Origin of the sequence: uncultured Xanthomonas sp. (genome assembly GCF_964278005.1) — a bacterium.
Lineage (GTDB): Bacteria > Pseudomonadota > Gammaproteobacteria > Xanthomonadales > Xanthomonadaceae > Xanthomonas_A > Xanthomonas_A sontii.
Map to the genome: position 1 here is coordinate 1 of NZ_CAXYKF010000014.1, position 23,453 is coordinate 23,453.

A 23,453-nucleotide genomic window follows, 5' to 3' on the forward strand; every position below is an offset into this window, starting at 1 on the left:
GCGGGTTCCCCGCCGCCCGCGCCGCAGCTCAGTGCAGACCCTGGCCCATGGTCTTCAGCAACTCGCCCTGGTAGTCGCCGCTGAATTCCCAGAAGAACGCGCCGCCCAGGCCCTGGGTCTTGACGTAGTTCATCTTCTCGGTGACCAGCGCCGGGTTGTCGTAGCTCCAGAAGGTGCTGCCGTCGTACTTCCAGTGCGCATGCGCCTGCGCGTCGACATAGCTGGTGCCGGCGCGGCCGCGCAGCACCTTGTAGTCCTCGATGCCCGCCTCGTAGGTACCCGGTGCGGCGCTGCCGCTCTGGTACAGGCCGTGGTTGACGTTGGGCACGTTGGTCCAGCCGCGCCCGTAGAAGCCGATGCCGAGGTTGAGCTTGGTGGCGGGCACGCCACGATCGAGGAAGGCCTGGATGGCGTCGTTGCTGTTGTAGTAACGCTGGTCGCCGCTGGACGGATCGGCCGACGACTCGAACAGCGCGGAGTGGTGATTGGTCTGCGGATCCCAGGCGCCGTGGAAGTCGTAGGTCATCACGTTGAGGTAGTCCAGGTACTGCGCGTACAGGTTCGGGTCGGTGACCCGGATCTTGTCGATGCCGGCGCCGACCGCCACAGTCAGCAGCAGCCCCGGCCGCACCTGGTCGAGCTGGCGGCGGAACTCGGCCAGCAACGCGGTGAAGTTCTGCCGGTCCTCGGCGCTGCCGCAGGCGATGCCGCACGCCACCGGGTATTCCCAGTCGATGTCGATGCCGTCGAACACGCCGGCCGCGGCCGCTGCGCCGCCGGCGCCGTCGGTGACCGGCAGGTTGCCGCGGATGTAGGCGTCGATGCACGAGGCGACGAAGGCCTGGCGGTTCTCGGCGCGCGCGGCGCTGGAGAAGCCGCGCGACCAGGTCCAGCCGCCCAGCGAAATCAGCACCTTCAGCCCCGGGTGTGCGGCCTTGAGCTTCTTCAACTGGTTCCAGTTGCCGCGCAGCGGTTGGTCCCAGGTATCGCCCACGCCGTCCACGCTTTGCGCGGCGGAGAACGCCTTGGTGTAGTCGGCGAAGGCATCGCCGCCGGCGCCGGTGCTGCTGTCGGAGGGTTGGGTGACGCCGACTTCGCAGCGGTTGTTGCGGACATTGCCGAAGGCGTAGTTGATGTGGGTCAGGTAGCCGGCGGCGCCGCTGGTCTGAATGTCGCGCACCTGGTAGTTGCGGCCGTAGATGCCCCACTGGGTGAAGTAGCCGATCACGCGCTTGCCGCCGCCGGCGCTGGCGGGCAGGGTGCGCACGCTCAGCGTGGCGCTGCTGGCCGAGACGTTGCCGGCGTTGTCGCGGGCACGGACCGCGTAGGCGTACGCGGTGTCGGCGATCAGCGCCGAGTCGGTGTAGCCGGTGGTGCTGGAGGTGCCCACGCGATTGCCGTCGCGGAGGATGTCGTAGCCGGCCAGGCCGCTGCCGCCGGCGTTGTCGGAGGCGGCATTCCAGGTCAGGGTGATGGCGTTGCTGGCGCGCGTGGCGGCGGCCAGGCCGGTCGGCACGCTTGGGGCGGTCGTGTCGGTCGACGGTGCCGCGATGCTGATCGCGACCGCGGCCGAGGTGGTGCGGGCGCCGGCGTTGTCGGTGGCCACCGCGGTCAGGCTGTAGTCGCCGGCCGCCGCGCCGCTCCAGGACAGCGTGTACGGCGCGCCGCCGACGCTGCCCAGCGAGGTGCTGCCGCGGAAGAATTCGACCCGCGCCACGCTGCCGTCCGGATCGCTGGCCGACGCCTGCAAGGTGATGGTGGTGCCGACCACGAAGCGGGTGCCGGTCGTGGGCGCGGTCATGGTCACGCTCGGTGGCTGGTTGCTCGAACTGCCATCGCAGGTGCCCAGGTCCTGGTACCAGCCGCAACTGGTGCAGTACGTCGGCGCGGTGTTCCAGATCGGACCGTTGGCGCGGTACAGGTGGCCGGCGTAGGTCAGGGTGTCGCCGGCGGCGTAGATGGTGGCAGGGTTCCAGGCGGCGACGCCGCTGCACGCGGCGGCCCAGGTCTGGCCGGGCACGAGGCCGGCCAGGACGAGACAACAGAACAGCAACCACGATCCGGCGGATTTCGTGTTCATGGTGACGCCTCCGATGCGGTAGGTAGCGCGACTGAGGAGCGGCGGTGAGCCGCTATCTGGTTCCTTGAGTCCGATCACCCGGGGGCTTGGAGACGCGTGGCGCCGACGTCGTTTGACTCGCACGCGGACCGGGCACGCGCAGGGTCCGAACAAGAAGACAACGTTGTCAACCGACAAATCCGACGAATGCGAGACAGATCCAGGATTGCTGCGATGACAACGTTTTCATGATTGTTCGATGCTGCGGTGCAGTGCGGGTGTGTCGAGTGCACCGAAGCGTGCGTGGTGCAGGGCGGGAGGCACACCGCCGAGCGGATACGTGCAGCGCGCGCTGCTTGTTGGTGCTGCCGCGGTGGCGCCGCGACGACCCGAGAGATTCTCGGCAAGACGCGTTCGCGCCGCCGTGCAGGATCAGTCACCGGACCTGTTGCGGGCGCGTGCGCTCAGGGCGCCGTGTCCAGCGCCTCCAGCAAGGCCGCATTGAAGCGTTGCGGCGCTTCCACCTGCGGCGAATGGCCGAGGTCGTCGAAGGCGACCAGGCGCGCGCCGGGAATCGCCGCAGCCGCGCGCTTGCCCAAAGCCGGGTGGTCGCCCAGGGTCGCCGCCAGCGCCGGTGGCGCCAGGTCCTTGCCGATCGCGGTCCGGTCGCGCTGGCCGATGAACAGGGTGGTCGGCACGCGCAGTTGCGGGAAGCGCTGCACCACCGGCTGGTTGAACACCATGTCCGAGGTCAGCGCCTGGTTCCAGGCCACGCGGTCGCCGCCGGGGCCGGCGTACAGGCCGGCCTGCATGCTCACCCAGCGGTCGTACTCGGGCTTCCACTGTCCGCCGTAGTAGACGGTCTGCTGGTACTGCTTGATCGAAGCCGCGTCGGTCTTGCGCTCCTTGGCGTACCAGTCGTCGACGCTGCGCCACGGCACGCCGGCGGCCTTCCAGTCCTCCAGCCCGATCGGGTTGACCAGCAGTAGCTGGCTCACGTCCTGCGGGTACTGCAGTGCGTAGTGCGCGGCGAGCATGCCGCCCATCGAATGGCCGACGATCGCGGCGCGGGTCACGCCGGCCTGTTGCAGCAACGCATGGGTATTGGCCGCCAGTTGCGCGAAGCTGAACTGGTAGGCCTGCGGCTTGCTCGACTTGCAGAAGCCGATCTGGTCCGGCGCCAGCACCCGGTAGCCCTGTGCCACCAGCGCGGCGATGGTCGATTCCCAGGTCGCCGCGCAGAAGTTCTTGCCGTGCAGCAGCACCACGGTGCGGCCGTTCGGCGTGCCGGTCGGGGCCACATCCATGTACGCCATCTGCAGCGGCTGGCGCTGCGAGTCGAAGCGGTACCAGTGCACCGGATAGGGATAGGCGAAGCCTTCCAGTTGCGCGCCGTAGCGCGGCGCCGCATCGGTGGCGGAGGCGGAGGCGAGCGGCGACAGGGCGAGGGCGGCGAGCAGCAGGCAGTGGCGCATGGGAGCAGGGCGACAGGCGTGATGGACCACGACCTTAGCCCGGCCTGCGCTTGCCAGGCGTCAACGCGTTACACGGGCGGCAGGCTGCCGCCGTTGTGCACCAGGGTCAGGCAGGCGTGGTGCTGCATCCGCGCCAGCGGTTCCTGCAGCGCTGCCAGCACCTGTTCGGCCTGCGCACCGAGCACCGGCCGGTACGCCGCCCAGCCGTTGCGGCCCTTGGCCTTGGCCTGGTACAGCGCACGGTCCGCCAGTACCAGCAGTTGTTCCCAGCCGAGCAGGTTGTCGGGGTCGTGCACGAACGGGAATTCCGCCAGCCCGATCGAGCAGGTGACCCGGCCCTGGCGGCCGTGGTCGAGCACGAAGGGGTGCGCGGCGACCGAGCGGCACAGCCGTTCGGCGGCCATGGTGAGGTTCTCGCGCGGCGCCGAACGCAGCACCAGCAGGAACTCCTCGCCGCCCCAGCGCACCACGTAGTCGCTTTCGCGGGTCAGCCGCACCAGCAACTGCGCCATCTGCTGCAGCACCGCGTCGCCGGTGTGGTGGCCGCCGCTGTCGTTGATCGACTTGAAGTGGTCGATGTCGATCAGCGCGAACAGCATGCCCGAGGACAGCATGTCCTCGTCGTTGGCGGCCATGCGCCGGTACAGCGCGATGTCGCTGGGGATGTGCAGCGACAGGTAGCGGCGGTTGCGCAACTGGGTCAGTTCGTCGGTGAAGCTGGCCTCCTGCAGGCGCTGGTTGGCCGCCTGCAATGCCTGGGTACGCTCGCGCACCTGGCGTTCGAGGATGTCGCGCTGGCGCCGGTTGTGCAGCCGCGCCAGGGCCACCGCGCACAGCAGCAGGGCGAACGCGCCCAGCGTCAGCAGCAGCCTGTAGAACGGCGTCTCCTGGAAGCGCAACGCGATCCGCAGCGGCAGCCGCGCCGGCGCGGCCGCCCACACGCCGGCGTTGTTGCTGCCGGTGACTTCGAAGACGTAGTCGCCGCCGGGCAGGTTGGTGTAGCTGACCGTGCGCTGGCGGATGTCGTCGAGGGTGCGCCAGCCGCGGTCGTAGCCGAGCAGGCGGTAGCGCAGCTCGACGTTCTGCGGCGCCTGGAACGAGGCGGCGGTGAACTCGAAGTCGAGGTCGCGCGCGCCTTCCGGCAGCGGTGCGGGCAGCGCCTGCGGCGTCAGCCACTGGCCCAGCGCACGCACCCGCTCCACCACCGGCTGCGGCGCCACCGGATTCTTGACGATGCCGGCGGTGTCGAGCGCGACCACGCCGTCGCGGCTGGGCAGCCACAGCGCGCCGTGCTCGATGAAGCCCTTGCCGTTGCCGGCGCCGTTGCAGCACATGCCCTGCACGCCGCCATGGCGCTGCGCGCGCTCGGTGAGCATCAGTTCGGCGTTCAGCGGCGCCTGTGGCGACGCCGCATGGCGCAGCAGGTCGGCCAGGCGCACGCGGTAGACACCGCGCAGGCCGGCCACCCAGATCGCGCCGCGGCCGTCGTCGGCGATGAAGAACGCGGCGTTCGCCGGCAGCCCGTCCTGTTCCCCGAACGCGTACCAGTGCGCGCCGTCGAACAGCCACAACTGCTCGTTGAGGGTGCCGACCAGCCATTGCCCGCCGGGCAGCTCGTGGATCGCGGTGACATCGGCGCTGGCCAGCGCCGAGCCCGCCGGCGCCAGCGCGACCAGACGCTCGTCGCGCAGCGCGTACAGGCCCGACTGCGCGCCGACCAGCAGGCGCCCGTCGCGGGTCTCGTGGATCAGGCGGATGCGCGGATCGCGCAGACCCTCGGCCGTGCCGTAGCGGCGCAGCCGCGTGCCGTCGGCGCGGAACAGGCCGTCGTCGCTGGCGAACCACAGTCGCTGCGCGCGGTCGCGGGCGATGCCGCTGATCTGCAGGTCGTGCAGCGGCGCCAGCCAGTCCGGCTGGCTGAGCCGGCCGTCACGGTACAGGGCGGCGCCATGGCGGGTGCCGATCCACAGCTGACCGGGTTCGGCCAGCAAGGTGTAGGGCGCCTGGTTGTGCAACTGCGCCAGATTCAGGCGCGGCTGGTAGCGGCCATCGCGCAGCTGCGACAGGCCGCTGTCGGTGCCGACCCACAGCGATCCGTCCGGATCGCGCGCCAGGGTCCACACCAGCGCGTCGTCCAGGCCCTCGTGGGTGCTGTAGCGCCGGGTCCAGCCGTTCCACAGCCGGGTTGCGCCGTTCCAACTGCTGCCCAGCCACAGGTTGCGCTCGCGGTCCTCGAAGATGGCGTTGACGCCGACGTTCGGCTTGTTTTCCGGGGTGCGTTCAACGATGGCGCCATCGCGCACGCGCAGCAGCGCGCCGGGTTGTCCCACCCACAGATTGTGGTCGCTGTCCTCGAACAGGGCCTGCACCGCGCGCCGGCTCGTCGCGGCGGTATCGGGCAGCCATTGCCAGCGCCCGTCGCGGCGCAACAGCAGGCCGTCGCGGGTGCCGGCCCAGAGCGTGCCTTGCGCCTCCAGCAGATGCTGCACCGGCGTCGCGCCGGCCTCCTGCGGCAGTGCCAGCGACTCCGGCGCGTCCTGGCCGGCGACGAAGCGCAGCACCGCGCCACGCGTGCCCACCCACAGCGCGTCGGCGCGCGGCAGCAGCGTGTAGGCGCCGCCGGCGATGCGGTGGCGCAGCTGCAGGCGATCGCCCTGCACCGCGTAGACGCCATCCTGCGCCGCGACCAGCACGCTGCCGTGCGCGTCGGTCGCGATCGCCTCGATATTGAGCAACGGCGCCTGCGGGTCCTGCGGCAGCAGCGTGGTGAAGCGTCCGTCGCGGTAGCGCGACAGGCCGCGGTAGGTGCCGATCCACAGCGTGCCGGCGGCGTCCACGTGCAGCGCCTTGATCAGGTTGCCGGGCAGATGCGCCGGCGCGCCCTCGTTGAACGAGATCATGCGCACGCCGTCGAAGCGGGTCAGCCCGCCCATCGTGCCGATCCACAGATAGCCCTGACGGTCCTGGGCGAACGCCTGCAAGCTCAGCTGCGGCAGGCCCTGGTCCAGCCCCCAGCCTTCGCGCTCGTAGTGATGGAATTGCTTGTCCGGCTGCAGTGCCCACGCCTGCGGCACGCATGCGCTCCACGCTGTCGAGAGCATGGCCAGCTGTAGCGCCAGCAGGCGCCAGGAGGCGTGTGGAAACCGCAAGCGCATGCCCATGCCGGATCGGCCGACGTCTCTGTCGTTAGCGGCATCGCCGCGCGGATCTTGATGCGCGCGGCAGCGAGGACGCCGGTGATCACCTGGGCCAGCGTCCATCGGGCTGGCTCAGCACTCGATGACGTTCACCGCCAGCCCGCCGCGGCTGGTTTCCTTGTACTTGTCCTGCATGTCGCGGCCGGTGTCGCGCATGGTGCGGATCACCTTGTCCAGCGACACCTTGTGCTTGCCGTCGCCGCGCATGGCCATGCGGCTGGCGTTGATCGCCTTGACCGCGCCCATCGCGTTGCGCTCGATGCACGGGATCTGCACCAGGCCGCCGATCGGGTCGCAGGTCAGGCCGAGGTTGTGCTCCATGCCGATCTCGGCGGCGTTCTCGATCTGCCCCGGCTTGCCGCCGAGCGCGGCGACCAGGCCGCCGGCGGCCATCGAGCAGGCCACGCCGACCTCGCCCTGGCAGCCGACCTCGGCGCCGGAGATGGAGGCGTTTTCCTTGTACAGGATGCCGATCGCCGCGGCGGTGAGCAGGAAGTCGAACACGCGCTGCTCGTCGGCGCCGGGGCAGAACCGGTCGAAGTAGTGCAGCACCGCCGGGATGATCCCGGCCGCGCCGTTGGTGGGCGCGGTGACCACACGACCGCCGGCGGCGTTCTCTTCGTTGACCGCCAGCGCGTACAGGTTGACCCAGTCCAGCGTGGTCAGCGGATCGCGCATCGCCGCTTCCGGCTTGGACGACAGCTCGCGGTACAGCGCCGGCGCGCGCCGCGACACGTGCAGGCCGCCGGGCAGGGTGCCTTCCTCGCGGATGCCGCGGGTCACGCAGGCCTGCATCGCGCCCCAGATCTCGCGCAGGCCGGCGCGGATCTCGTCCTCGCTGCGCCAGCACTTCTCGTTCTCGAACATCAGCGCGGCGATGCTCAGGCCGCTGCGCGCGGCCTGCGCCAACAGCTCGTCGCCGCTCTTGAACGGGTAGGGCAGCGGCGTCTCGTCGGCGACGATGCGGTCGTCGGCGGCGTCGTCCTGGTTGACCACGAACCCGCCGCCGACCGAGTAGTAGTCGCGCGTGGCGATGACTTCGTCGTTGGCGGCATAGGCGGTGAAGCGCATGCCGTTGGTGTGGTAAGGCAGCTTCTGCCGCTTGTTCATCGCCAGGTCGCGCTTCTCGTCGAAGGCGATCTCGTGCCGGCCGAGCAGGTTGATGCGCTTGCTGCTGCGAATGCGCTCCAGCGCACCGGGGATGATGTCCGGATCGATCAGGTTCGGGCGCTGGCCTTCCAGGCCCAGCAGCACCGCCTTGTCGGTGCCGTGGCCGCGCCCGGTCAGGGCCAGCGAGCCGAACACTTCGGCGCGCAGGCGCACCACGTCCTGCAGGCGGCCCTGGTCGAACAGCCAGCGGTGCACGAAGCGCTCGGCGGCGCGCATCGGCCCCACAGTATGCGAGGAACTCGGCCCGATGCCGATCTTGAACAGGTCGAAGGTGCTGACAGCCATGCGCGTGCCGAGGGGGTGGGCGAAAGACCGTCTATTCTATGCTTCCGGCGCGCGGCCCAGGTCCGCAGCGCAGCATAGGACGCGAGCATGTCCCTGACCCTGTACCAGCGCGACGACTGCCATCTGTGCGACCAGGCTCTGCAGGTGCTGGCGCAGGCGCGCGTGGCCGAGCCGGACAGCGTGTTCATCGACGACGACGCGACGCTGGAGGCGCGCTACGGGGTGCGCGTGCCGGTGCTGCGCGCTGCGGACGGGCGCGAGCTGGACTGGCCGTTCGATGTTGCCGGCGTGCGCGCCTGGCTGGCGGCGTCGGCCGAATGCGCGTGAGCCGCGCATAAAAAAAGCGGCGGACCCGACGAGGAAATCCGCCGCTCAGCGGCCGCGCGCCCGCGGCCTGTGGCGAATCACTTCGCCTTGAACACCACCTTGGTGCTGATCGCGGTTTCGTTGGGAATGGTCTTGGTGTCGGCCCAGTCGCCGCCGCCCACGCCGAAGTCCAGGCGCTTGACCGTGGCCTTGCCGGCCAGCACCGGCTGCGCGCCCGGGGTCCAGGTGAAGGTCAGGGTCACCGGCTTGGACACGCCGCGCAGTTCCAGGGTGCCGTCGGCGGCGAACTGATTGTTGCCCAGCGCGCGGAACTTGTCGGCGCGGTAGTGCGCGGTGGCGAACTTGGCCACGTCGAAGAAATCCGCGCCCTGCAGGGTGGAGTCGCGGTCGTTGTTGCCGCTCTTGGCGCCGGCCAGGGGGATGGTGACGTCGAGCTTGGCGCCGGCCAGGTTGGCCGGGTCGAAGCTGAGCTTGGTGTCGAACCCGGGGAACTGGCCGGTGAACACTTCGCCGTCGTACTTGCTGGCGAACACCAGGGTGGAGCCGGGGGCCTGCACATAGTCCGCGGCCTGCACCGCGGGGGCAGCGGCGAGCAGGGCCACCAGACTGGCGGCGACGGCGGCGGGGGACGCGAAACGGGTCGACATCGAAACAGCTCCTCAGGACTTGGGGGTGAGCCAGCCGCGCGGCAACATCCGCGCCAGGGTGGCATCGCGTTGGAACAGGTGGTGGTAGAAGGCCGCGCCGGCATGCGCCAGGACCACCGCGATCAGCAGCCAGAAGCCCCATTCGTGCACGGTGTGCGACAGATCGCGCAGGTGCTCGTTCGGGGCGCTGAGCTTGGGCACCGCGACCAGGCCGAACCAGCGGAACGGGCGCAGGCCGCTGGCGGAGTCGTACAGCCAGCCGGACAGCGGGATGGCGAAGATCATCACGTACAGCAGTGCATGGGTGGCGTCGGCGATGCGTTCCTGCCAGCCGGGGGTGCCGGGCACCGGCTTGGGCGCGCCGGCGTACAGGCGCCAGCCCAGCCGCACGATCACCAGCGCCAGCACGGTCAGGCCCAGCGACTTGTGCGCGGTGTAGACCCAGAAATACTTGGGCGTCTTCGGCAGTTCGCCCATGCTCAGGCCGACCACGCCGAGCAGCAGGATCAGGGCGGCGATCAGCCAGTGCAGGGTCTGGCTGACGCTGCCCCAGCGGTCGGGCGTGTTGCGGGCGCTCATGGCGTGCCGTCCCGCGCCGCCGGCGCGGTGGGGGTGTCGGTGGGAGCGGCAGGCGGGGTGCCCGGGGCCGGATCCGGTTCGGCCTTGGCGGCGCCCTCGCGGGTGGCCTCGGCCTCGATGCGCAGCTCCACCGTGCCGCCGATCACCGACGGCCAGGAACTGATGCCGAAGTCGGCGCGCTGCAGCGTGGTGGTGGCGGAGAAGCCGGCGGTGCGACGGAACGGCGGCAGCGGATGACGCTTCACTGCGTTCAGGGTCACGTCCAGGGTCACCTCGCGGGTGACGCCGTGCAGCGTCAGCTGCCCGATCACCTTGGCGTGCTGCGCGTCGATCGGCTCGACGCGGGTGGAGACGAACTGCGCTTCCGGGTAGTGCTCGCCGTCGAGCAGGTTGTGCGCCAGCGCGGCGCGGTTCCACTTCTCGTCGCCCAGGTCCAGCCGCTGCAACGGCACCCGCGCCTGCAGCCGTGCGCTGCGCCAGTCGTCCGGGTCGAACACCAGGGTGCCGGTGCTGCCGGACACGGTGCCCAGCGCCTTGGAGAATCCGGCGTGCTCGATCGCGAACAGCACCCGTGTGTGCACCGGGTCCAGCGCGTACTGCGCCGGCGCGGCCAGGGCGGCGCCCGGCAAGGCCAGCAGGAGGGCCACGAGAGAGGGTCTGAACATGGAGCGGGGCCGCGCTGGGAGGTCGCCGGATTCTAGTCACAGTCCGGGCCGGCTGCGTACCTGCGGCGCGTAACGGTTCGTTGCGCGCGGTGGCAGGTGTGATTTTTCCGCGGCCGCGGGGTATAAGAACGCTGCCGCGGCGAGCGGCACACGGAGCGGGCGCGCCGCGCGTCCGGCCCCGGCAGTGCGCCGGTGTTCATCCGCCGACGTCCTTTGCCGGAGCCGATGTCCATGCCCATCCCGCATCCCCCACGCCGGTGGCGCTGCTGGGGGTTGGCCTGCCTGTTGGCGCTGGCCGCCGTGTGCGCCGATGCCAGCGCCGGGGTGCCGGAACTGCCGCGCTTCCGGGTGTTCTCCGGCGAGCAGGGGCTGCCGTCCAGCGATATCTCCAGGTTGCAGCTGGACCGCGACGGCTATCTGTGGATTGCCAGCGGCGACGGCCTGGCCCGCTACGACGGGCGCGAGTTCCGGGTCTGGCGCCACGATCCGGCCGATCCCGCCTCGTTGCGCTGCAACTACGTGCAGGACCTGCACATCGATGCGCGCGACCGCATCTGGGTGGCCTGCGAGGGCGGCGGCCTGAGCATGCTCGGCGCGGACCGGCGCGGCTTCCGCCACTTCAACATGGCCACGCAGCCGGCGATGCGCAGCGACGACGTGTTCGCCATCGCCAGCCGCGGCGACGCGGTGTACTTCGGCACCTACCGCGGCGGCCTGTACCGACTGGGCGGCGACGGCCGCGTGCAGCGCATCCGCGCCGGCGATCCGGCGGTGGACGCGCTGCTCGACAGCGCCGTGCTGACCCTGGCCTTCGACGATGCCGGGGTGCTGTGGGTGGGCACCTTCAAGGGCCTGGTGCGCTACGACGGCCGCCACGCCAGCGCCTACCGCATCGACGACGGCATGCCGCAGGAGGAGCAGGTGATCATGTCGATCACCCGGCTCAGCGATGGCCTGTGGTTCAGCGGCAACACCGGCCTGTTCCGGCGCGATCGTGCCGGGCGCTGGTTGCGTGCGGACTGGATCGGTGCGCTGCATCGCGCGGCCAACGCGATCGCCGAGGACGGCGCCGGCGGCTACTGGCTCGGCAACGGCGAAGGCCTGTGGCACAAGCCGGCCGATGGGCCAGCGCGGCGGGTGGACACCGGCGGCGCGGCGGTGTCCGGCGCCAGCGTGGTGGAGACCGTGCTGCGCGACCGCGAGGGCGGCCTGTGGGTGCCGCTGCCGACGCGCGGCCTGGGCTACCTGCGTCCGGACTGGCGCCGCCTCGCGGTGCTGGGCACCGCGCAAGGCCTGCCCGCCGACCAGTACGTCGGCCTGGCGCCGGCGCGCGCCGGCGGCGTGTGGCTGCTCGGCGCCGGCGCCAGCGTGTTCCGCCTCGATACCACCAGCGGTGCGCTGAGCGCGCCGCACTGGTCCAACGGCGCGCCCAGCGGACGCACGCTGTCGGTGCTGGACGACCCGCGCGGCGCGTTGTGGATCGGCGGCAGCAGCGTGCTGTTGCGTGGCCCGCTGGACGGCGGCCGCCTGCAGCGCTGGACCCGCGCCGCCGGCGAGGCCGATCCGATCCCGGACGGCATGCTGGCCTGGCTGCAACTGGACGCACGCCAGCGGCTGTGGATCGCCGCGCCGGGCTACGGCGTGCAGGTGCGCGATGGCGACGGCCATGTGCTGCAGAACCTCCCCGGCGGCCAGCACGGCCTGGCCGGCACCGACATCGCGGCGTTCGCGATGGCGCCGGACGGCACGCCGTGGGTCGCCGCCGAACAGTTCCAGCACTGGGACGGCGCGGCCGGGCAGTTCCGCACGCCGCCGGAGCTGGCCGGCGAGAAGGTGCAGTCGTTCGCCTTCGCCGACGCGCGCACGCTGTGGGTGCACCGGCTGTCCGGGCTGGAACTGTGGCGGCGCACCGGCGCGCACTGGCAGCGCAGCCAGCGCTACGCGGTGGCCGACGGGCTGCCGGCCACCGAGTCCAGCGCGCTGGTCGCCGATTCGCAGGGGCGCGCCTGGCTGGGCATGCGCCGTGGCCTGTTCCGGGTCGATCCGCGGCGCACGCCGGCGGTGCGCGCGTTCGGCACCCGCGACGGGCTCGGCAGTCAGGAACTGGTGCGACGCGGCCTGCTGATGACTGCCGACGGCGTGCTGGTGGCGGCCGCCGCGGACGGCAGCGTGGCGCTGCTGGACACGCAGCAGCCGGATCCGGTGCCGGTGCCGCTGGCGCTGAGCATGGAGAGCGTGCAGGTGCGGCGCGGTCCGCAGCTGCTGACGCTGCCGACGCGCGGCGACTTCACCCTGCGCTCGGACGACCGCGACCTGCGCGTGGCGGTGCGGCTGCTGTCCTACATCGATCCGGAACACATCGTCTACCGGTTCCGCCTGCCGGGTTACGACCGCGACTGGGTCAGCACCGGCGCCAGCGGCGAACGCACCCTGCCGCAACTGCCCGATGGCGCGCAGGTGCTGGAGATCCAGGCGCGCACCCGCAACGGCGCCTGGTCGCCGACGCTGCGCCTGCCGTTCCGGGTGCAGCCGCCGTGGTGGCGCAGCGTCTGGGGCATCGTCGGGCTGCTCGCCGCGGCCGGCCTGCTGCTGCTGATGTCGCTGCGCGCCTACCGGCGCCGCCTGGGCCGCCAGCACGCCTGGGAACTGGCCCTGCACAAGCAGGAACTGGCCGAGCAGGCCTCGCTGGCCAAGACCCGCTTCCTGGCCACGCTCGGCCACGAGGTGCGCACGCCGCTGACCGGGGTGCTGGGCATGAGCGAACTGCTGCTGGCCACGCCGCTGGATCCGAAGCAGCGCGGGTACACCGAGTCGATCCGCCGCGCCGGCACCCACCTGCTGCACCTGGTCAACGATGCGCTGGACCTGGCGCGGATCGAGGCCGGGCGCCTGCGCCTGGAGTCGCAGCCGTTCGCGCTGCAGGCGCTGATCGCCGAAGTGGTCAACCTGATGGCGCCGCTGGCGCAGGCGCGCGGGCTGCGCTTCGATCTGCACGACGGCATGCCCGGCGCGACCACGGTGGAAGGCGATGCGCTGCGGGTGCGGCAGATCCTGCTGAACCTGCTCGGCAACGCGATCAAGTTCACCAGCAGCGGCTCGGTGGCGCTGAAGGTGGCGCCGGGGCAGGACGGCCAGGGGTTGTGCATCGAGGTGGCCGATACCGGCCCGGGCATCGGCAGCGAGCAGCAGGCGCGGCTGTTCCAGCGCTTCGAACAAGGCGACGGCCCGCGCACCGCGGTGCGCCAGGGCGGCAGCGGCCTGGGCCTGGCGATCAGCCAGGAACTGGCGATGGCGATGGGCGGGCGCATCCAGGTCGAGAGCCGGCTGGGGCATGGCGCGCGCTTTCGCGTGGGCCTGCCGCTGCGCTGGCGTCCGGCGCAGGAACCGGCGGCGGTCCCGGTGCCGGCACCGCGCGCGCGCACCGCGCTGCGCATCCTGCTGGTCGAGGACGAACCGACCGTGGCCCAGGTGATGATCGAATTGCTGCGCGGCCGCGGCCATCAGGTGACCTGGGCCGCGCACGGCCTGGAGGCGCTGACCGAAGCCAGCCAGGGCAGCTTCGACATCGGCCTGCTCGACCTGGATCTGCCGGCGCTCGACGGCCTGGCGCTGGCGCGGCAGTTGCGTGCGCTGGGCCATGGCTTCCCGCTGCTGGCGGTGACCGCGCGCTCCGACGGCGAGGCCGAGGCCGCCGCGCGCGCCGCCGGATTCGCCGGGTTCGTGCGCAAGCCGGTCACCGGGCAGATGCTGGAAGGGGCCATCGACGCGGTGCTGGACGGGGCGCCACCGCCGCTCTGAGTCGATGCGGGACGCGGTTGCCAGCGCCGGCGCTTATCGCCGACGATGGCGTCGGTGGCGCGGGACGGATGCCTGTCGGGGAGACAAAGGCGATGCGGTCGAGACGGATCTTGGGATGGCTGCTGCTGGCGTGGTCCGCGGTCGCCGGCGCGGCAGTGCCGCCGACGCCGCAGCCGCGCCAACTGACCGTGGCCGACGGCTTGCCGTCCAACAGCATCAATGGCTTCGCCGAGGACAAGCTCGGCTACCTGTGGCTGGCCAGCAGCGACGGCCTGGCGCGCTTCGACGGACGCGGCTACCGCATCTGGCGGATCGAGGACGGCCTGCACCACAACAAGATCTGGTCGGTGCACGTCGATGCGCAGAACCGGGTCTGGTTCGGGACCGACGGCGCCGGCCTGGGCATGCTCTCGGCCGATCGCCGGCAGTTCCGCTACTACGATCGCAGCACCTATCCGCAGATCGGCTCCACCACCGTGTGGTCCATCGCGTCCACGCCGGACGGCAGCGTCTGGTTCGGGACCTCCGCCGGCGGCCTGCATCGGTTGCAGCCGGACGGCCGCCTGCGCCGCTTCATGCCGATCCCCGGCGACGCGCGCAGCCTGCCTTCGGCCAGCGTCACCCATCTGGCGACCACGCCGGACGGCACCCTGTGGGTGGGCACCCGCGGCGGCCTGGCGCGCTGGACCGGCCACGATTTCCGGCGCGTCGCCGCCGACGCGCTGCCGCGGCCTGAAGTGCAGGGGCTGACGCCCGAGCGCGACGATACGCTGTGGGTTTCCACCCTGGGCGGGGTGCGCCTGCTGCGCGCCGACGCCAGCGTGGTGGAGCCGTACTGGCGCAACATGCCCGGCGACAGCGTGCTGGGCATGCTGGTCCACGACCGTCACGGCACGCGCTGGTTCGACACCATGGACGGGCTGGGCCGCGAGAGCGAGTCCGGGGTGATCCGCAACGTGCCGCTGTACAGCAATTCCGCGCACGGGCTGGTCAAGCCGAACTGGTCGCTGGCCTTCGAGGATCGCGAGGGCGGCCTGTGGTTCGCCAGCGGCAATGCCGGGCTGTGGCACCTGCCGGCCAACTGGCAGCAGTTCTCGGTGTTGTCCTATCGGGTGGACGACCCGGAGTCGATGGGCAACCCCTACGTGCTGGCCACCGCCGCTTCCCGCGACGGCGGCGTGTGGCTGGCCGGCACGCGTGGCGTGCTGGACAAGCTCGATCCGGCCACCGGCGCCGTGCATCGGCACATGCGCGCGATGTTCGGTCTGGACTGGGCGCGGGCGATCGCCGAAGACCCGCAGGGCCGGCTGTGGGCGGCGGCCGCGGGGGCGGTGCTGCGCTACGACCCGGCCAGCGGCGAGGTCCGGCGTTGGGGCAAGGACGCCGGGGCCGATGCGCCGATGATGGACCAGGTGGATCGGATCGTCTTCAGCAGCGACCGCCACGTCTGGATCTTCAGCGACATCACCGGCGTGCAGGTGCGCGACCTCGATGGCCACGTGCTGCGCACCATGGCGCCGGGAAGCGCCGGCCTGCCTGCGGATCTGACCGTGCAGGAGGCCAGCCTCGGGCCGCAGGGCCAGCCCTGGTTGCTGGGGCAGCACGGCCTGCTCGCCTGGAGCCCGGAGCGCGCGCGGTTCGAAGCGGTGCCCGGCGCACCGCAGCGCCCGCTGAGCGCCCTGGCGATCAGCGACGGCAACGTGGTCTGGCTGGCCAGCGTCGGCTGCCTGGAGCGTTATCTGTGGGACGGCAGCCGGCTGAGCCTGCTCGACCGCATCGACGCCGAACAGGAGTTCCCGGCGCTGGCGCCGAACGGCCTGGTGGTCGATGCCAGCGGCGTGGCCTGGCTGAGCAGCGTGCGCGGGCTGATCCGGGTCGATCCGGCGAGCAAGGCGATCCGCTCCTACGGCGTGCACGATGGCCTGCCCAACCAGGAGTTCCAGATCCGTACCCTGGTGCAGGCGCGCAGCGGGCAGATCCTCGGCGGCACCCCGGACGGCGTGGTGCTGTTCGAGCCGTCGCAGGTGGTGCCGTCGCGGCGGCAGCCGCCGCTGGTGATCGAGCGCATCGGCGTGCGCCGCGGCGAGCGCGGGCTGGACCTGCTGCATGCCGACCGCATCGTGCTGCAGGAAGGCGACCGCGATCTGCACGTGGTCGCGCGCCTGCTGTCGTTCTCCGACACCGACGCCAACACCTACCGCTTCCGCCTCAGCGGCTACGACCCGGATTGGGTCGATGTGGGCGCCAGCGGCGAGCGTCTGTTCTCGCGGCTGCCGTCGGGCCACTACACCCTGGAGATGCAGGCGCGTACCGCCGACAAGGTCTGGTCGAACGTGGTCAGTCTGCACTTCCGCGTCCTGCCGCCGTGGTGGCGCAGCCCCTGGGGCATCGCCGGGCTGGCGGTGCTGGCGGTGCTGGCGCTGTGGTTGCTCGCGTACCTGTACCGGCGGCGGCTGCGCCGGCGCGCCGCCTGGCAACTGGCGGTGCACAAGCAGGAGGTGGCCGAGCAGGCCTCGCTGGCCAAGACCCGCTTCCTGGCCACGCTCGGCCACGAGGTGCGCACGCCGATGACCGGGGTGCTGGGCATGAGCGAACTGCTGCTGTCCACGCCGCTGGACACCAGGCAGCGCCGCTACACCGAATCGATTCGCGACGCGGGCTCGCACCTGCTGCGCCTGGTCAACGATGCGCTGGACCTGGCGCGGATCGAGGCCGGGCGCCTGGAACTGGAACAGCAGCCGTTCGACCTGGGCCGGCTGATCGCCGAACTGGAGGCGATGATGGGGCCGATGGCGCGCAGCCGCGGGCTGGTGTTCGCCCTGGACAACGCCATGCCGCCGCAGGTCACCGCGCGCGGCGACGCCACGCGGGTGCGGCAGATCCTGCTGAACCTGCTCAACAACGCCATCAAGTTCACCGAGCACGGCAGCGTGCAGTTGCGGGTGGCGCCGCTGCAGCCGCAGCAGGGCGTGCGCTTCGAGGTCGCCGACACCGGGCCGGGCATCAACGCCGAACAGCAGGCGCGATTGTTCCAGCGCTTCGAGCAGGCCGACGGGCCGCGCACCGCCGCACGCTACGGCGGCAGCGGCCTGGGCCTGGCGATCAGCCAGGAACTGGCGGTGGCGATGGGCGGGCGCATCGAACTGCGCAGCCGCCTCGGCGCCGGCACGCGCTTCGTGGTCGACCTGCCGTTGCCGTGGGTGCCCGAGCCGCTGCCGCAGGCGCCACGCGACGCCCGCGCGTCCGCCAGTGCCGCGGCGCCGCGGCGGATCCTGCTGGTCGAAGACGATCCGACCGTGGCCGAAGTGGTCGGCGGCCTGCTGCGCGCACGCGGCCACCACGTCACCCACGCCGCGCACGCGCTGGCCGCGCTGACCGAAGCGGCGGCCAGCACGTTCGACATCGCCCTGCTCGATCTGGACCTGCCCGGCCTGGACGGCCTGGCGCTGGCGCGGCAGTTGCGCGCCTTCGGCTACGGCATGCCGCTGATCGCGGTCACCGCCCGTGCCGACGCCGACGCCGAGCCGCAGGCGCGTGCCGCCGGTTTCAGCGGATTCCTGCGCAAGCCGGTGACGGGCGAGATGCTGGCCGATGCGGTGGAAGGGAAGCCGGGACCGGGGACCCGGGACCCGGGACCCGGAGAGAGCGACGGCAACGGCGACCGCACGTAGGCGGTGCGTGGTGCGGTTTCGCTACAGGAACGGCTTCGCCCTTACAGCCGAAAGCGCTCCGTTCTAGGCTTTTGCGGGTCCCGGGTCCCGGGACCCGGAGAGAGCGGCGGCAACGGCGAGCGCACGTAGCCGGTGTGCGGTGCGGTGTCGCTACAGGAGCGGCTTCGCCCTTACAGCCAAAAGCGCTCCGTTCTAGGCTTTTGCGGGTCCCGGGTCCCGGGTCCCGGGTCCCGGGTCCCGGGTCCCGGCCTCACTCCGCCACTTCCTCCACCTGCTTCGGCAGCGGCCGCGTATCCGGCAGCTGCCAGAAGATCAGGGTCGAGGTCAGGGTGATCGCGCCGACGCAGACGAAGGTCGCATGCAGCGCCGCGGTGGCGCCGTGGGTGTCGCCGAGATGGGTGTTGAACGCGGCCAGCAGGCTGCCGGCCGCCGCGGCGCCGAAGCCGGTGGCCAGCATCATCACCATCGACAGCAGGCTGTTGCCGGCGCTGGCCTGGTCGCGGTCCAGGTCGCGCAGGGTCACCGTGTTCATGACGGTGAACTGCAGCGAGTTGACCGCACCGAACAGCGCCAGCTGCAGCAGCCGCCAGCCCAGCGGCTGGCCGGCGTCGAACAGCAGGAAGCTGGCCATCGCGGTGCCGACCAGCACGGTGTTGGTCATCAGCACGCGGCGGTAGCCGAAGCGCTCCACCAGCTTCACCGCCGCGCGCTTGGAGGCCATGCCGGCCAGCGCCACCGGGATCATCATCAGCCCGGCGTTCATCGGGCTCATGCCCAGGCCCACCTGCAGCAGCAGCGGGATCAGGAACGGCATGCTGCCGCTGCCCACGCGCGAGAACAGGTTGCCGAGGATGCCGATGCGGAAGCTGGCGACCTTGAACAGATGCAGCGGGAACAGCGGCGCCGCCGCGTTGGCCGCGTGCAGCCAGTAGCCGATCAGCGCCGCCAGCCCGGCGATCGCCAGCAGCATCACGAAGGCGTGGCGCAGGCCCAGCTCGGAGATGCCGTCCAGCGCCAGCGACAGCGCGACCATGCCGAAGGCCAGCATCGCGTAGCCGATCAGGTCGAAGCGGGTGCGTTGCTCGCCGTAGAAGTCCGGCATGATCTTCAGCGCGGCGGCGAAGCCGATCGCGCCGATCGGCAGGTTGATCAGGAATACCCAGTGCCAGGACGCCACCTGCACCAGCCAGCCGCCCAGGGTCGGGCCAACGAGCGGCCCGATCAGCGCGGGGATGGCGATGAAGCTCATCGCGCTGAGGAACTGCGCGCGCGACACCGAGCGCATCACCGCCAGCCGGCCTACCGGCAGCAGCATCGCGCCGCCGATCCCCTGCAGCACCCGCGCGGCCACCAGATACGGCAGCCGCGGCGCCGCCGCGCACAGCAGCGAGCCGAGGGTGAACAGCACGATCGCGGCCAGGAAGGTGCGGCGGGTGCCGTAGCGGTCGGCGATCCAGCCGGAGGCGGGAATGAACATCGCCACCGCCAGCGCGTAGCTGAACACCACCGACTGCATCTGCAAGGGGCTCTCGCCCAGGCTGCGCGCCATCGCCGGCAACGCGGTGTTGACGATGGTCGCATCCAGCATCTGCATGAAGATGGCCAGCGACACCAGCCACAGCAGCGGACGGAAACTACGCGCGTCGGGAACGGCGATCGGATCGGAGGAGGGCGCGGACATCGGCACGCAGGGGCGACGCGAGGGGGGCGATAGGATCGCGCAGATCGCGTCGCCGTGTCGTGCAGTTGCGCGCGTTGCGCGCTTGCGATGCAGCGCGCACTCAGCGATCAGCGCTGTCGACGCAGGTATGGACGGCGCCCTGAAGCCGCTCCTACGCGAAAGCGCAAGAGATCGAGCGCACGGTCAGATCGCCGACCGTGCGCGAGACTGGAATCCCCAATCCCTAATCCCCAATCCCGGCTCTTAAGCGCGCCGACTATGCCGCTGCACCGCCGCCACCAATGCCCCGACATGCTCCGGCTGCATGTCCGGCGACAGCCCGTGGCCCAGGTTGAACACGTGGCCATCCAGCGAGCCGCCGTTGCCGTCGGCATAGCTGCGCAGCACGCGTTGCACTTCGCGGTCGATCGCCTCCGGCGCGCCGTACAGCATCGCCGGGTCCAGGTTGCCCTGCAGGGCGACGCGGCCGCCGGTGCGGCGCGCGGCGTCGGCCAGGTCGATGGTCCAGTCCACGCCCACACCTTCCGCACCGGAGCCGGCCAGCTCTTCCAGGTAGGGCGCATTGCCCTTGCCGAACAGGATCAGCGGGGTGCGCTCGGCGCCGTCGCCGCGCGCCAGTTCGCGGGCGATGCGTTGCAGGTAGGGCAGGGAGAATTCGCGGTACATCGCCGGGCTCAGCACGCCGCCCCAGGTGTCGAACACCTGCAGCGCCTGCGCACCGGCCGCGCGCTGCGCCGCCAGGTAGGCGATCACCGCGTCGGTGTTGACCGACAGCAGCTGGTGCAGCGCCGCGGGTTCGTTCAGCGCCAACGCCTTGATCCGCGCGTAGTTGTCGCTGCCGCCGCCCTCGACCATGTAGCAGGCCAGGGTCCAGGGGCTGCCGGAGAAGCCGATCAGCGGGACGCTGCCGTCCAGTTCGCGGCGGATCACCCGCACCGCGTCCATCACGTAGCGCAGCTCGGTTTCCATGTCCGGCACGCCGAGCCGGGCGATCGCCGCGGCGTCGCGCACGGGGTGGCGGAACTTGGGGCCTTCGCCTTCGACGAAGTACAGCTCCAGGCCCATCGCATCGGGAATGGTGAGGATGTCCGAGAACAGGATCGCCGCGTCCAGCGGGAACCGCGCCAGCGGCTGCAGGGTCACTTCGCAGGCCAGTTCCGGGGTCTTGGCCATGGCCAGGAAGCTGCCGGCGCGGGCACGGGTGGCGCGGTACTCGGGCAGGTAGCGCCCGGCCTGGCGCATCAGCCACACGGGGGTCTGGTCCACGGGCTCGCGGCGCAGCGCGCGCAGCAGGCGGTCGTTCTTGAGCATGGGGGATTCCTTAGCGCGGCGCGTCGGCGCCACGGGTGAACATGACCTGGAAGCCGCGCTTGAGCTGGGCGTCGCGGGCTTTCTCGAAGGCGGCGTTGGCGTCTTCCTGCTGCAGGTAGAGCTCGCGCCGCAGCTGCGCGCGGCCGCCGATCTGGCCGCTCTCGCGCAACAGTTCCCAGCCGCCGAGCAGGTCCGGCTGCAGGGTCAGCTGCAGGTAGCGTGGCGGCTCGTTGCCGTCGGGGCGTTGCTGGAGGAAGACGCGCATGCGCCGATTGTAGCGGGTGCCGGTGCAGGCGACGTGGCCCGGTCGGCGGAACGCAGCGGCCGCTCAGCCGGCACGGAAGCCGCGGCGATACGCCGACGGCGGCAACCCCAGGTCGCGCGTGAACTGCAGGCGCAGCGCGCCGGCGCTGCCGAAGCCGCAGTCGGCGGCGATGCGCTCCAGCGCCAGGTCGGTGCTTTCCAGCAATTGCTGGGCGCGGACCAGGCGCTGGTGCGCCAGCCACTGCACCACGGTGGTCCCGGTCACCTGGCGGAACTGCCGGGTGAAGCTGCGCCGGCTCATCCGCGCGTGCGCGGCCAGCGCGTCCAGGCGCAGCGGCTGGTCCAGGCGCTGCAGCATCCAGTCCAGGGTCGGGCCCAACTGGGCGTCGCGGCGGCTGGCCGGCAGCGGCTGTTCGATGTACTGCGCCTGCCCGCCCTGGCGGTGCGGCGCCACCACCAGGCGCCGGGCGATGCGGTTGGCGACATCGGCGCCGTGGCGGCGCCGCACCAGGTGCAGGCAGCAGTCGATGCCGGCGACGGTGCCGGCCGAGGTCAGCACGTCGCCGTCGTCCACGTACAGCACGTCCGGCTGCAGCCGCACCTGCGGGTGGCGCTGCGCGAAGCGCGCCAGCGCCGCCCAGTGGGTGGTGGCGGGGCGGCCGTCGAGCAGGCCGGCATCGGCCAGCACGAAGGTGCCCAGGCACAGCCCGACCACCTGCGCGCCGGCGGCGTGGGCGCGGCGCAGCGCCTGGCACAGCGCCGCCGGTGCCGGCTCGGCGGCATCGCGCCAGGACGGCACGATCACCGTGTCGGCGTCGTCCAGCGCCTCCAGGCCGTGCTGCACCTGGATGGCGAAGCCGGCATCGGTGCGCAGCAGTCCCGGCTCGGCGGCACACACGCGCAGGTCGAAGGCCGGCAGGTCGGTGTCCGGCCGCGCTTCGAAGACCTGGCAGGGCACCGCCAGGTGGAAGGGACTGATGCGATCGAAGGCGACCACGGCGAGGCGATGCGGCGACATGGCCCGATTTTAGCGAAAACGGTGTTTCGGGCCACTCGTCGCCGCGCCTCCGGCCGCCGACACTGGCCGCCTCTTCGCCCTGGAGCCACCGCATGTCCTCTCCCCGCCGCGCCCTGCTGGTCATCGATGTCCAGAACGAGTATTTCGATGGCGCACTGCCCATCGCGCATCCGCCGGTGGCGCAGTCGTTGCCCAACATCCTGCAGGCCATGGACGCGGCGCAGGCGCACGGCGTGCCGGTGCTGGTGGTGCAGCACACCGCGCCGGCGCAGGCACCGGCGTTCGCCGACGGCAGCGCCGGTTGGGCGTTGCACCCGCAGGTCGCCGCGCGGCCGCATGCGCGTCTGCTGCGCAAGACCCGGCCGAGCGTGTTCGCCGACACCGACCTGGCCGCCTGGCTGCAGGCGCAGGCGATCGACACCCTGACCGTGGCCGGCTACATGACCCACAACTGCAACGCCTCCACCGTGTACGAGGCCTTCCACCGCGGGTTGGCGGTGGAAGTGCTGGGCGACGCCAGCGGCGCACTGCCGTATGCAAACGCCGCCGGCCAGGCCAGCGCCGAGGAGATCCACCGGGTGTTCGGGGTGGTGTTCCACAGCAACTTCGCCGCGGTCGCCGACACCGCGCAGTGGATCGCGGCAGTGCAGGCAGGGCAGCCGCTGCCGCGCGACAACGTGCTGCAGTCCAACCGCCGCGCGCGGGACCTGGCATGAGCGGCATGCCGCGGGTGCTGCGTGCGCGCGAGTTCACCGGCAGCCGCGCCTGGGAGGCGCTGCCGGTGGCGCTGCTGGACGGGATCGGCGTGCGCATCCATTGGACCGACCAATCGTACGTTTGGCACGTCAACGACGGGGCGGAAGTATTCGTGGTGCTGGATGGGCAGGTGCAGATGCGCTGGCGCGCGCACGGCACCGAGCAGGCGGCGCTGCTGCAAGCCGGCGACGTGTTCCATGCGCCGGAAGGCACCGAGCATGTGGCGCACCCGCAGGGTCCGGCGCGGGTGCTGGTGGTGGAGCGCGACGGCAGTCCGTGAGCGTTCGGGATCCGCTCCTGACCGGCGGGGGCTTCGATAGCGCCCGGGACGTGCCGCCGTCGATGACGCGTGTACAGGGCGACGCACACTGCGCGTTCTGATGTGCGTTCTATCACGGAGCCATCACTGGCGATCTGGCGTCATTGGGACAGGCTATGCCGCTGCGTGCGCACAGAGATCCTGGTGTCACGGCATCGCCATTCACCACGAGTGCGGACGCGGCCGGTATGCGAAGCCAGAGCAATGGGCGGTTCCCTGGGCAGCACCCCG

16 protein-coding genes and 1 pseudogene are annotated in these 23,453 nt (G+C 71.5%); 5 read left to right on the top strand and 12 right to left on the bottom strand.

Features of this window, described 5'->3' with window-relative positions:
- Positions 1 to 28: 28 nt before the first annotated feature.
- The 5 genes and pseudogenes from ACHWVH_RS08215 to ACHWVH_RS08235 all read right to left on the bottom strand — a co-directional run bounded on the left by ACHWVH_RS08215 (position 29) and on the right by ACHWVH_RS08235 (position 8,186).
- On the bottom strand, positions 29 to 1,273 hold the full coding sequence (locus ACHWVH_RS08215) for a glycoside hydrolase family 18 protein (RefSeq protein WP_394686990.1): 1,245 nt from the start codon (positions 1,271 to 1,273) through the stop codon (positions 29 to 31).
- A 345-nt stretch (positions 1,274 to 1,618) separates the two neighbouring features.
- Positions 1,619 to 2,080: pseudogene (locus ACHWVH_RS08220) on the bottom strand (Ig-like domain-containing protein); the annotation flags it as partial.
- A 443-nt stretch (positions 2,081 to 2,523) separates the two neighbouring features.
- Positions 2,524 to 3,534: an alpha/beta fold hydrolase gene (locus tag ACHWVH_RS08225; RefSeq protein ID WP_394686972.1), complete on the bottom strand. Its 1,011-nt coding sequence runs from the start codon at positions 3,532 to 3,534 to the stop codon at positions 2,524 to 2,526.
- A 68-nt stretch (positions 3,535 to 3,602) separates the two neighbouring features.
- Positions 3,603 to 6,608 (bottom strand): diguanylate cyclase, encoded by a 3,006-nt coding sequence (locus ACHWVH_RS08230; protein WP_394686973.1) that lies wholly within the window; start codon positions 6,606 to 6,608, stop codon positions 3,603 to 3,605.
- 195 nt (positions 6,609 to 6,803) lie between these two features.
- The gene (locus ACHWVH_RS08235; protein WP_017913648.1) at positions 6,804 to 8,186 is read right to left on the bottom strand and encodes an L-serine ammonia-lyase; all 1,383 of its coding nucleotides are present in this window, start codon (positions 8,184 to 8,186) and stop codon (positions 6,804 to 6,806) included.
- 87 nt (positions 8,187 to 8,273) lie between these two features.
- Here ACHWVH_RS08235 and ACHWVH_RS08240 point away from each other — a divergent pair, with 87 nt between their 5' ends.
- Complete coding sequence (locus tag ACHWVH_RS08240) at positions 8,274 to 8,513, top strand: glutaredoxin family protein (protein ID WP_017913647.1); 240 nt, start codon at positions 8,274 to 8,276, stop codon at positions 8,511 to 8,513.
- Positions 8,514 to 8,590: 77 nt separating this feature from the next.
- Here the strand turns inward: ACHWVH_RS08240 and ACHWVH_RS08245 are convergent, their stop codons facing one another.
- From ACHWVH_RS08245 to ACHWVH_RS08255, 3 genes are read right to left on the bottom strand one after another with little or no spacing between them, the layout of a single operon-like run.
- Complete coding sequence (locus ACHWVH_RS08245; protein ID WP_152181815.1) at positions 8,591 to 9,160, bottom strand: YceI family protein; 570 nt, start codon at positions 9,158 to 9,160, stop codon at positions 8,591 to 8,593.
- A gap of 12 nt (positions 9,161 to 9,172) precedes the next feature.
- A complete protein-coding gene (locus tag ACHWVH_RS08250) occupies positions 9,173 to 9,739 on the bottom strand; it encodes a cytochrome b (RefSeq protein WP_295923578.1) in 567 nt (188 codons plus the stop codon).
- Positions 9,736 to 10,404, bottom strand: a complete 669-nt coding sequence (locus ACHWVH_RS08255; RefSeq protein ID WP_394686974.1) for a YceI family protein — start codon at positions 10,402 to 10,404, stop codon at positions 9,736 to 9,738. The genes ACHWVH_RS08250 and ACHWVH_RS08255 overlap by 4 nt, the downstream gene beginning before the upstream one ends.
- 231 nt (positions 10,405 to 10,635) lie before the next feature.
- Between ACHWVH_RS08255 and ACHWVH_RS08260 the strand changes: the two genes are divergently transcribed.
- Together ACHWVH_RS08260 and ACHWVH_RS08265 are read left to right on the top strand one after the other, a co-directional pair.
- Entirely contained in the window at positions 10,636 to 14,202 is a 3,567-nt protein-coding gene (locus tag ACHWVH_RS08260) for an ATP-binding protein (protein WP_394686975.1), read from the top strand.
- A 68-nt stretch (positions 14,203 to 14,270) separates the two neighbouring features.
- Positions 14,271 to 17,873, top strand: coding sequence for an ATP-binding protein (locus ACHWVH_RS08265; protein WP_394686976.1), 3,603 nt, complete (start codon positions 14,271 to 14,273; stop codon positions 17,871 to 17,873).
- 250 nt (positions 17,874 to 18,123) lie between these two features.
- Here the strand turns inward: ACHWVH_RS08265 and mdtD are convergent, their stop codons facing one another.
- The 4 genes from mdtD to ACHWVH_RS08285 all read right to left on the bottom strand — a co-directional run bounded on the left by mdtD (position 18,124) and on the right by ACHWVH_RS08285 (position 22,147).
- Positions 18,124 to 19,554, bottom strand: a complete 1,431-nt coding sequence (mdtD, locus tag ACHWVH_RS08270; RefSeq protein WP_267092580.1) for a multidrug transporter subunit MdtD — start codon at positions 19,552 to 19,554, stop codon at positions 18,124 to 18,126.
- Positions 19,555 to 19,797: 243 nt separating this feature from the next.
- Positions 19,798 to 20,865, bottom strand: a complete 1,068-nt coding sequence (gene hemE / locus ACHWVH_RS08275) for a uroporphyrinogen decarboxylase (RefSeq protein ID WP_267107060.1) — start codon at positions 20,863 to 20,865, stop codon at positions 19,798 to 19,800.
- 10 nt (positions 20,866 to 20,875) lie between these two features.
- The gene (locus tag ACHWVH_RS08280; RefSeq protein WP_010344159.1) at positions 20,876 to 21,130 is read right to left on the bottom strand and encodes a WGR domain-containing protein; all 255 of its coding nucleotides are present in this window, start codon (positions 21,128 to 21,130) and stop codon (positions 20,876 to 20,878) included.
- Between the two features lie 63 nt (positions 21,131 to 21,193).
- Positions 21,194 to 22,147 carry a GlxA family transcriptional regulator gene (locus ACHWVH_RS08285; protein ID WP_394686977.1) on the bottom strand — a complete coding sequence of 318 codons (954 nt, stop codon included), beginning with the start codon at positions 22,145 to 22,147 and terminating at the stop codon, positions 21,194 to 21,196.
- 92 nt (positions 22,148 to 22,239) lie between these two features.
- On the opposite strand from ACHWVH_RS08285, the gene ACHWVH_RS08290 reads away from it, so the two are divergent.
- Positions 22,240 to 22,863, top strand: coding sequence for a cysteine hydrolase family protein (locus ACHWVH_RS08290; protein ID WP_394686978.1), 624 nt, complete (start codon positions 22,240 to 22,242; stop codon positions 22,861 to 22,863).
- A complete protein-coding gene (locus ACHWVH_RS08295; RefSeq protein WP_148827680.1) occupies positions 22,860 to 23,183 on the top strand; it encodes a cupin domain-containing protein in 324 nt (107 codons plus the stop codon). Before ACHWVH_RS08290 ends, ACHWVH_RS08295 begins: the two co-directional genes overlap by 4 nt.
- Positions 23,184 to 23,453 lie beyond the last annotated feature (270 nt).

Excerpts from the sequence above, each read along its gene's own strand:
- ACHWVH_RS08225 (WP_394686972.1), bottom strand. The coding sequence starts at position 3,534 with ATGCGCCACTGCCTGCTGCTCGCCGCCCTCGCCCTGTCGCCGCTCGCC.
- ACHWVH_RS08235 (WP_017913648.1), bottom strand. The coding sequence starts at position 8,186 with ATGGCTGTCAGCACCTTCGACCTGTTCAAGATCGGCATCGGGCCGAGT.
- ACHWVH_RS08240 (WP_017913647.1), top strand. The coding sequence starts at position 8,274 with ATGTCCCTGACCCTGTACCAGCGCGACGACTGCCATCTGTGCGACCAG.
- ACHWVH_RS08245 (WP_152181815.1), bottom strand. The coding sequence starts at position 9,160 with ATGTCGACCCGTTTCGCGTCCCCCGCCGCCGTCGCCGCCAGTCTGGTG.
- ACHWVH_RS08250 (WP_295923578.1), bottom strand. The coding sequence starts at position 9,739 with ATGAGCGCCCGCAACACGCCCGACCGCTGGGGCAGCGTCAGCCAGACC.
- ACHWVH_RS08255 (WP_394686974.1), bottom strand. The coding sequence starts at position 10,404 with ATGTTCAGACCCTCTCTCGTGGCCCTCCTGCTGGCCTTGCCGGGCGCC.
- ACHWVH_RS08260 (WP_394686975.1), top strand. The coding sequence starts at position 10,636 with ATGCCCATCCCGCATCCCCCACGCCGGTGGCGCTGCTGGGGGTTGGCC.
- ACHWVH_RS08265 (WP_394686976.1), top strand. The coding sequence starts at position 14,271 with ATGCCTGTCGGGGAGACAAAGGCGATGCGGTCGAGACGGATCTTGGGA.
- mdtD (WP_267092580.1), bottom strand. The coding sequence starts at position 19,554 with ATGTCCGCGCCCTCCTCCGATCCGATCGCCGTTCCCGACGCGCGTAGT.
- hemE (WP_267107060.1), bottom strand. The coding sequence starts at position 20,865 with ATGCTCAAGAACGACCGCCTGCTGCGCGCGCTGCGCCGCGAGCCCGTG.
- ACHWVH_RS08280 (WP_010344159.1), bottom strand. The coding sequence starts at position 21,130 with ATGCGCGTCTTCCTCCAGCAACGCCCCGACGGCAACGAGCCGCCACGC.
- ACHWVH_RS08285 (WP_394686977.1), bottom strand. The coding sequence starts at position 22,147 with ATGTCGCCGCATCGCCTCGCCGTGGTCGCCTTCGATCGCATCAGTCCC.
- ACHWVH_RS08290 (WP_394686978.1), top strand. The coding sequence starts at position 22,240 with ATGTCCTCTCCCCGCCGCGCCCTGCTGGTCATCGATGTCCAGAACGAG.
- ACHWVH_RS08295 (WP_148827680.1), top strand. The coding sequence starts at position 22,860 with ATGAGCGGCATGCCGCGGGTGCTGCGTGCGCGCGAGTTCACCGGCAGC.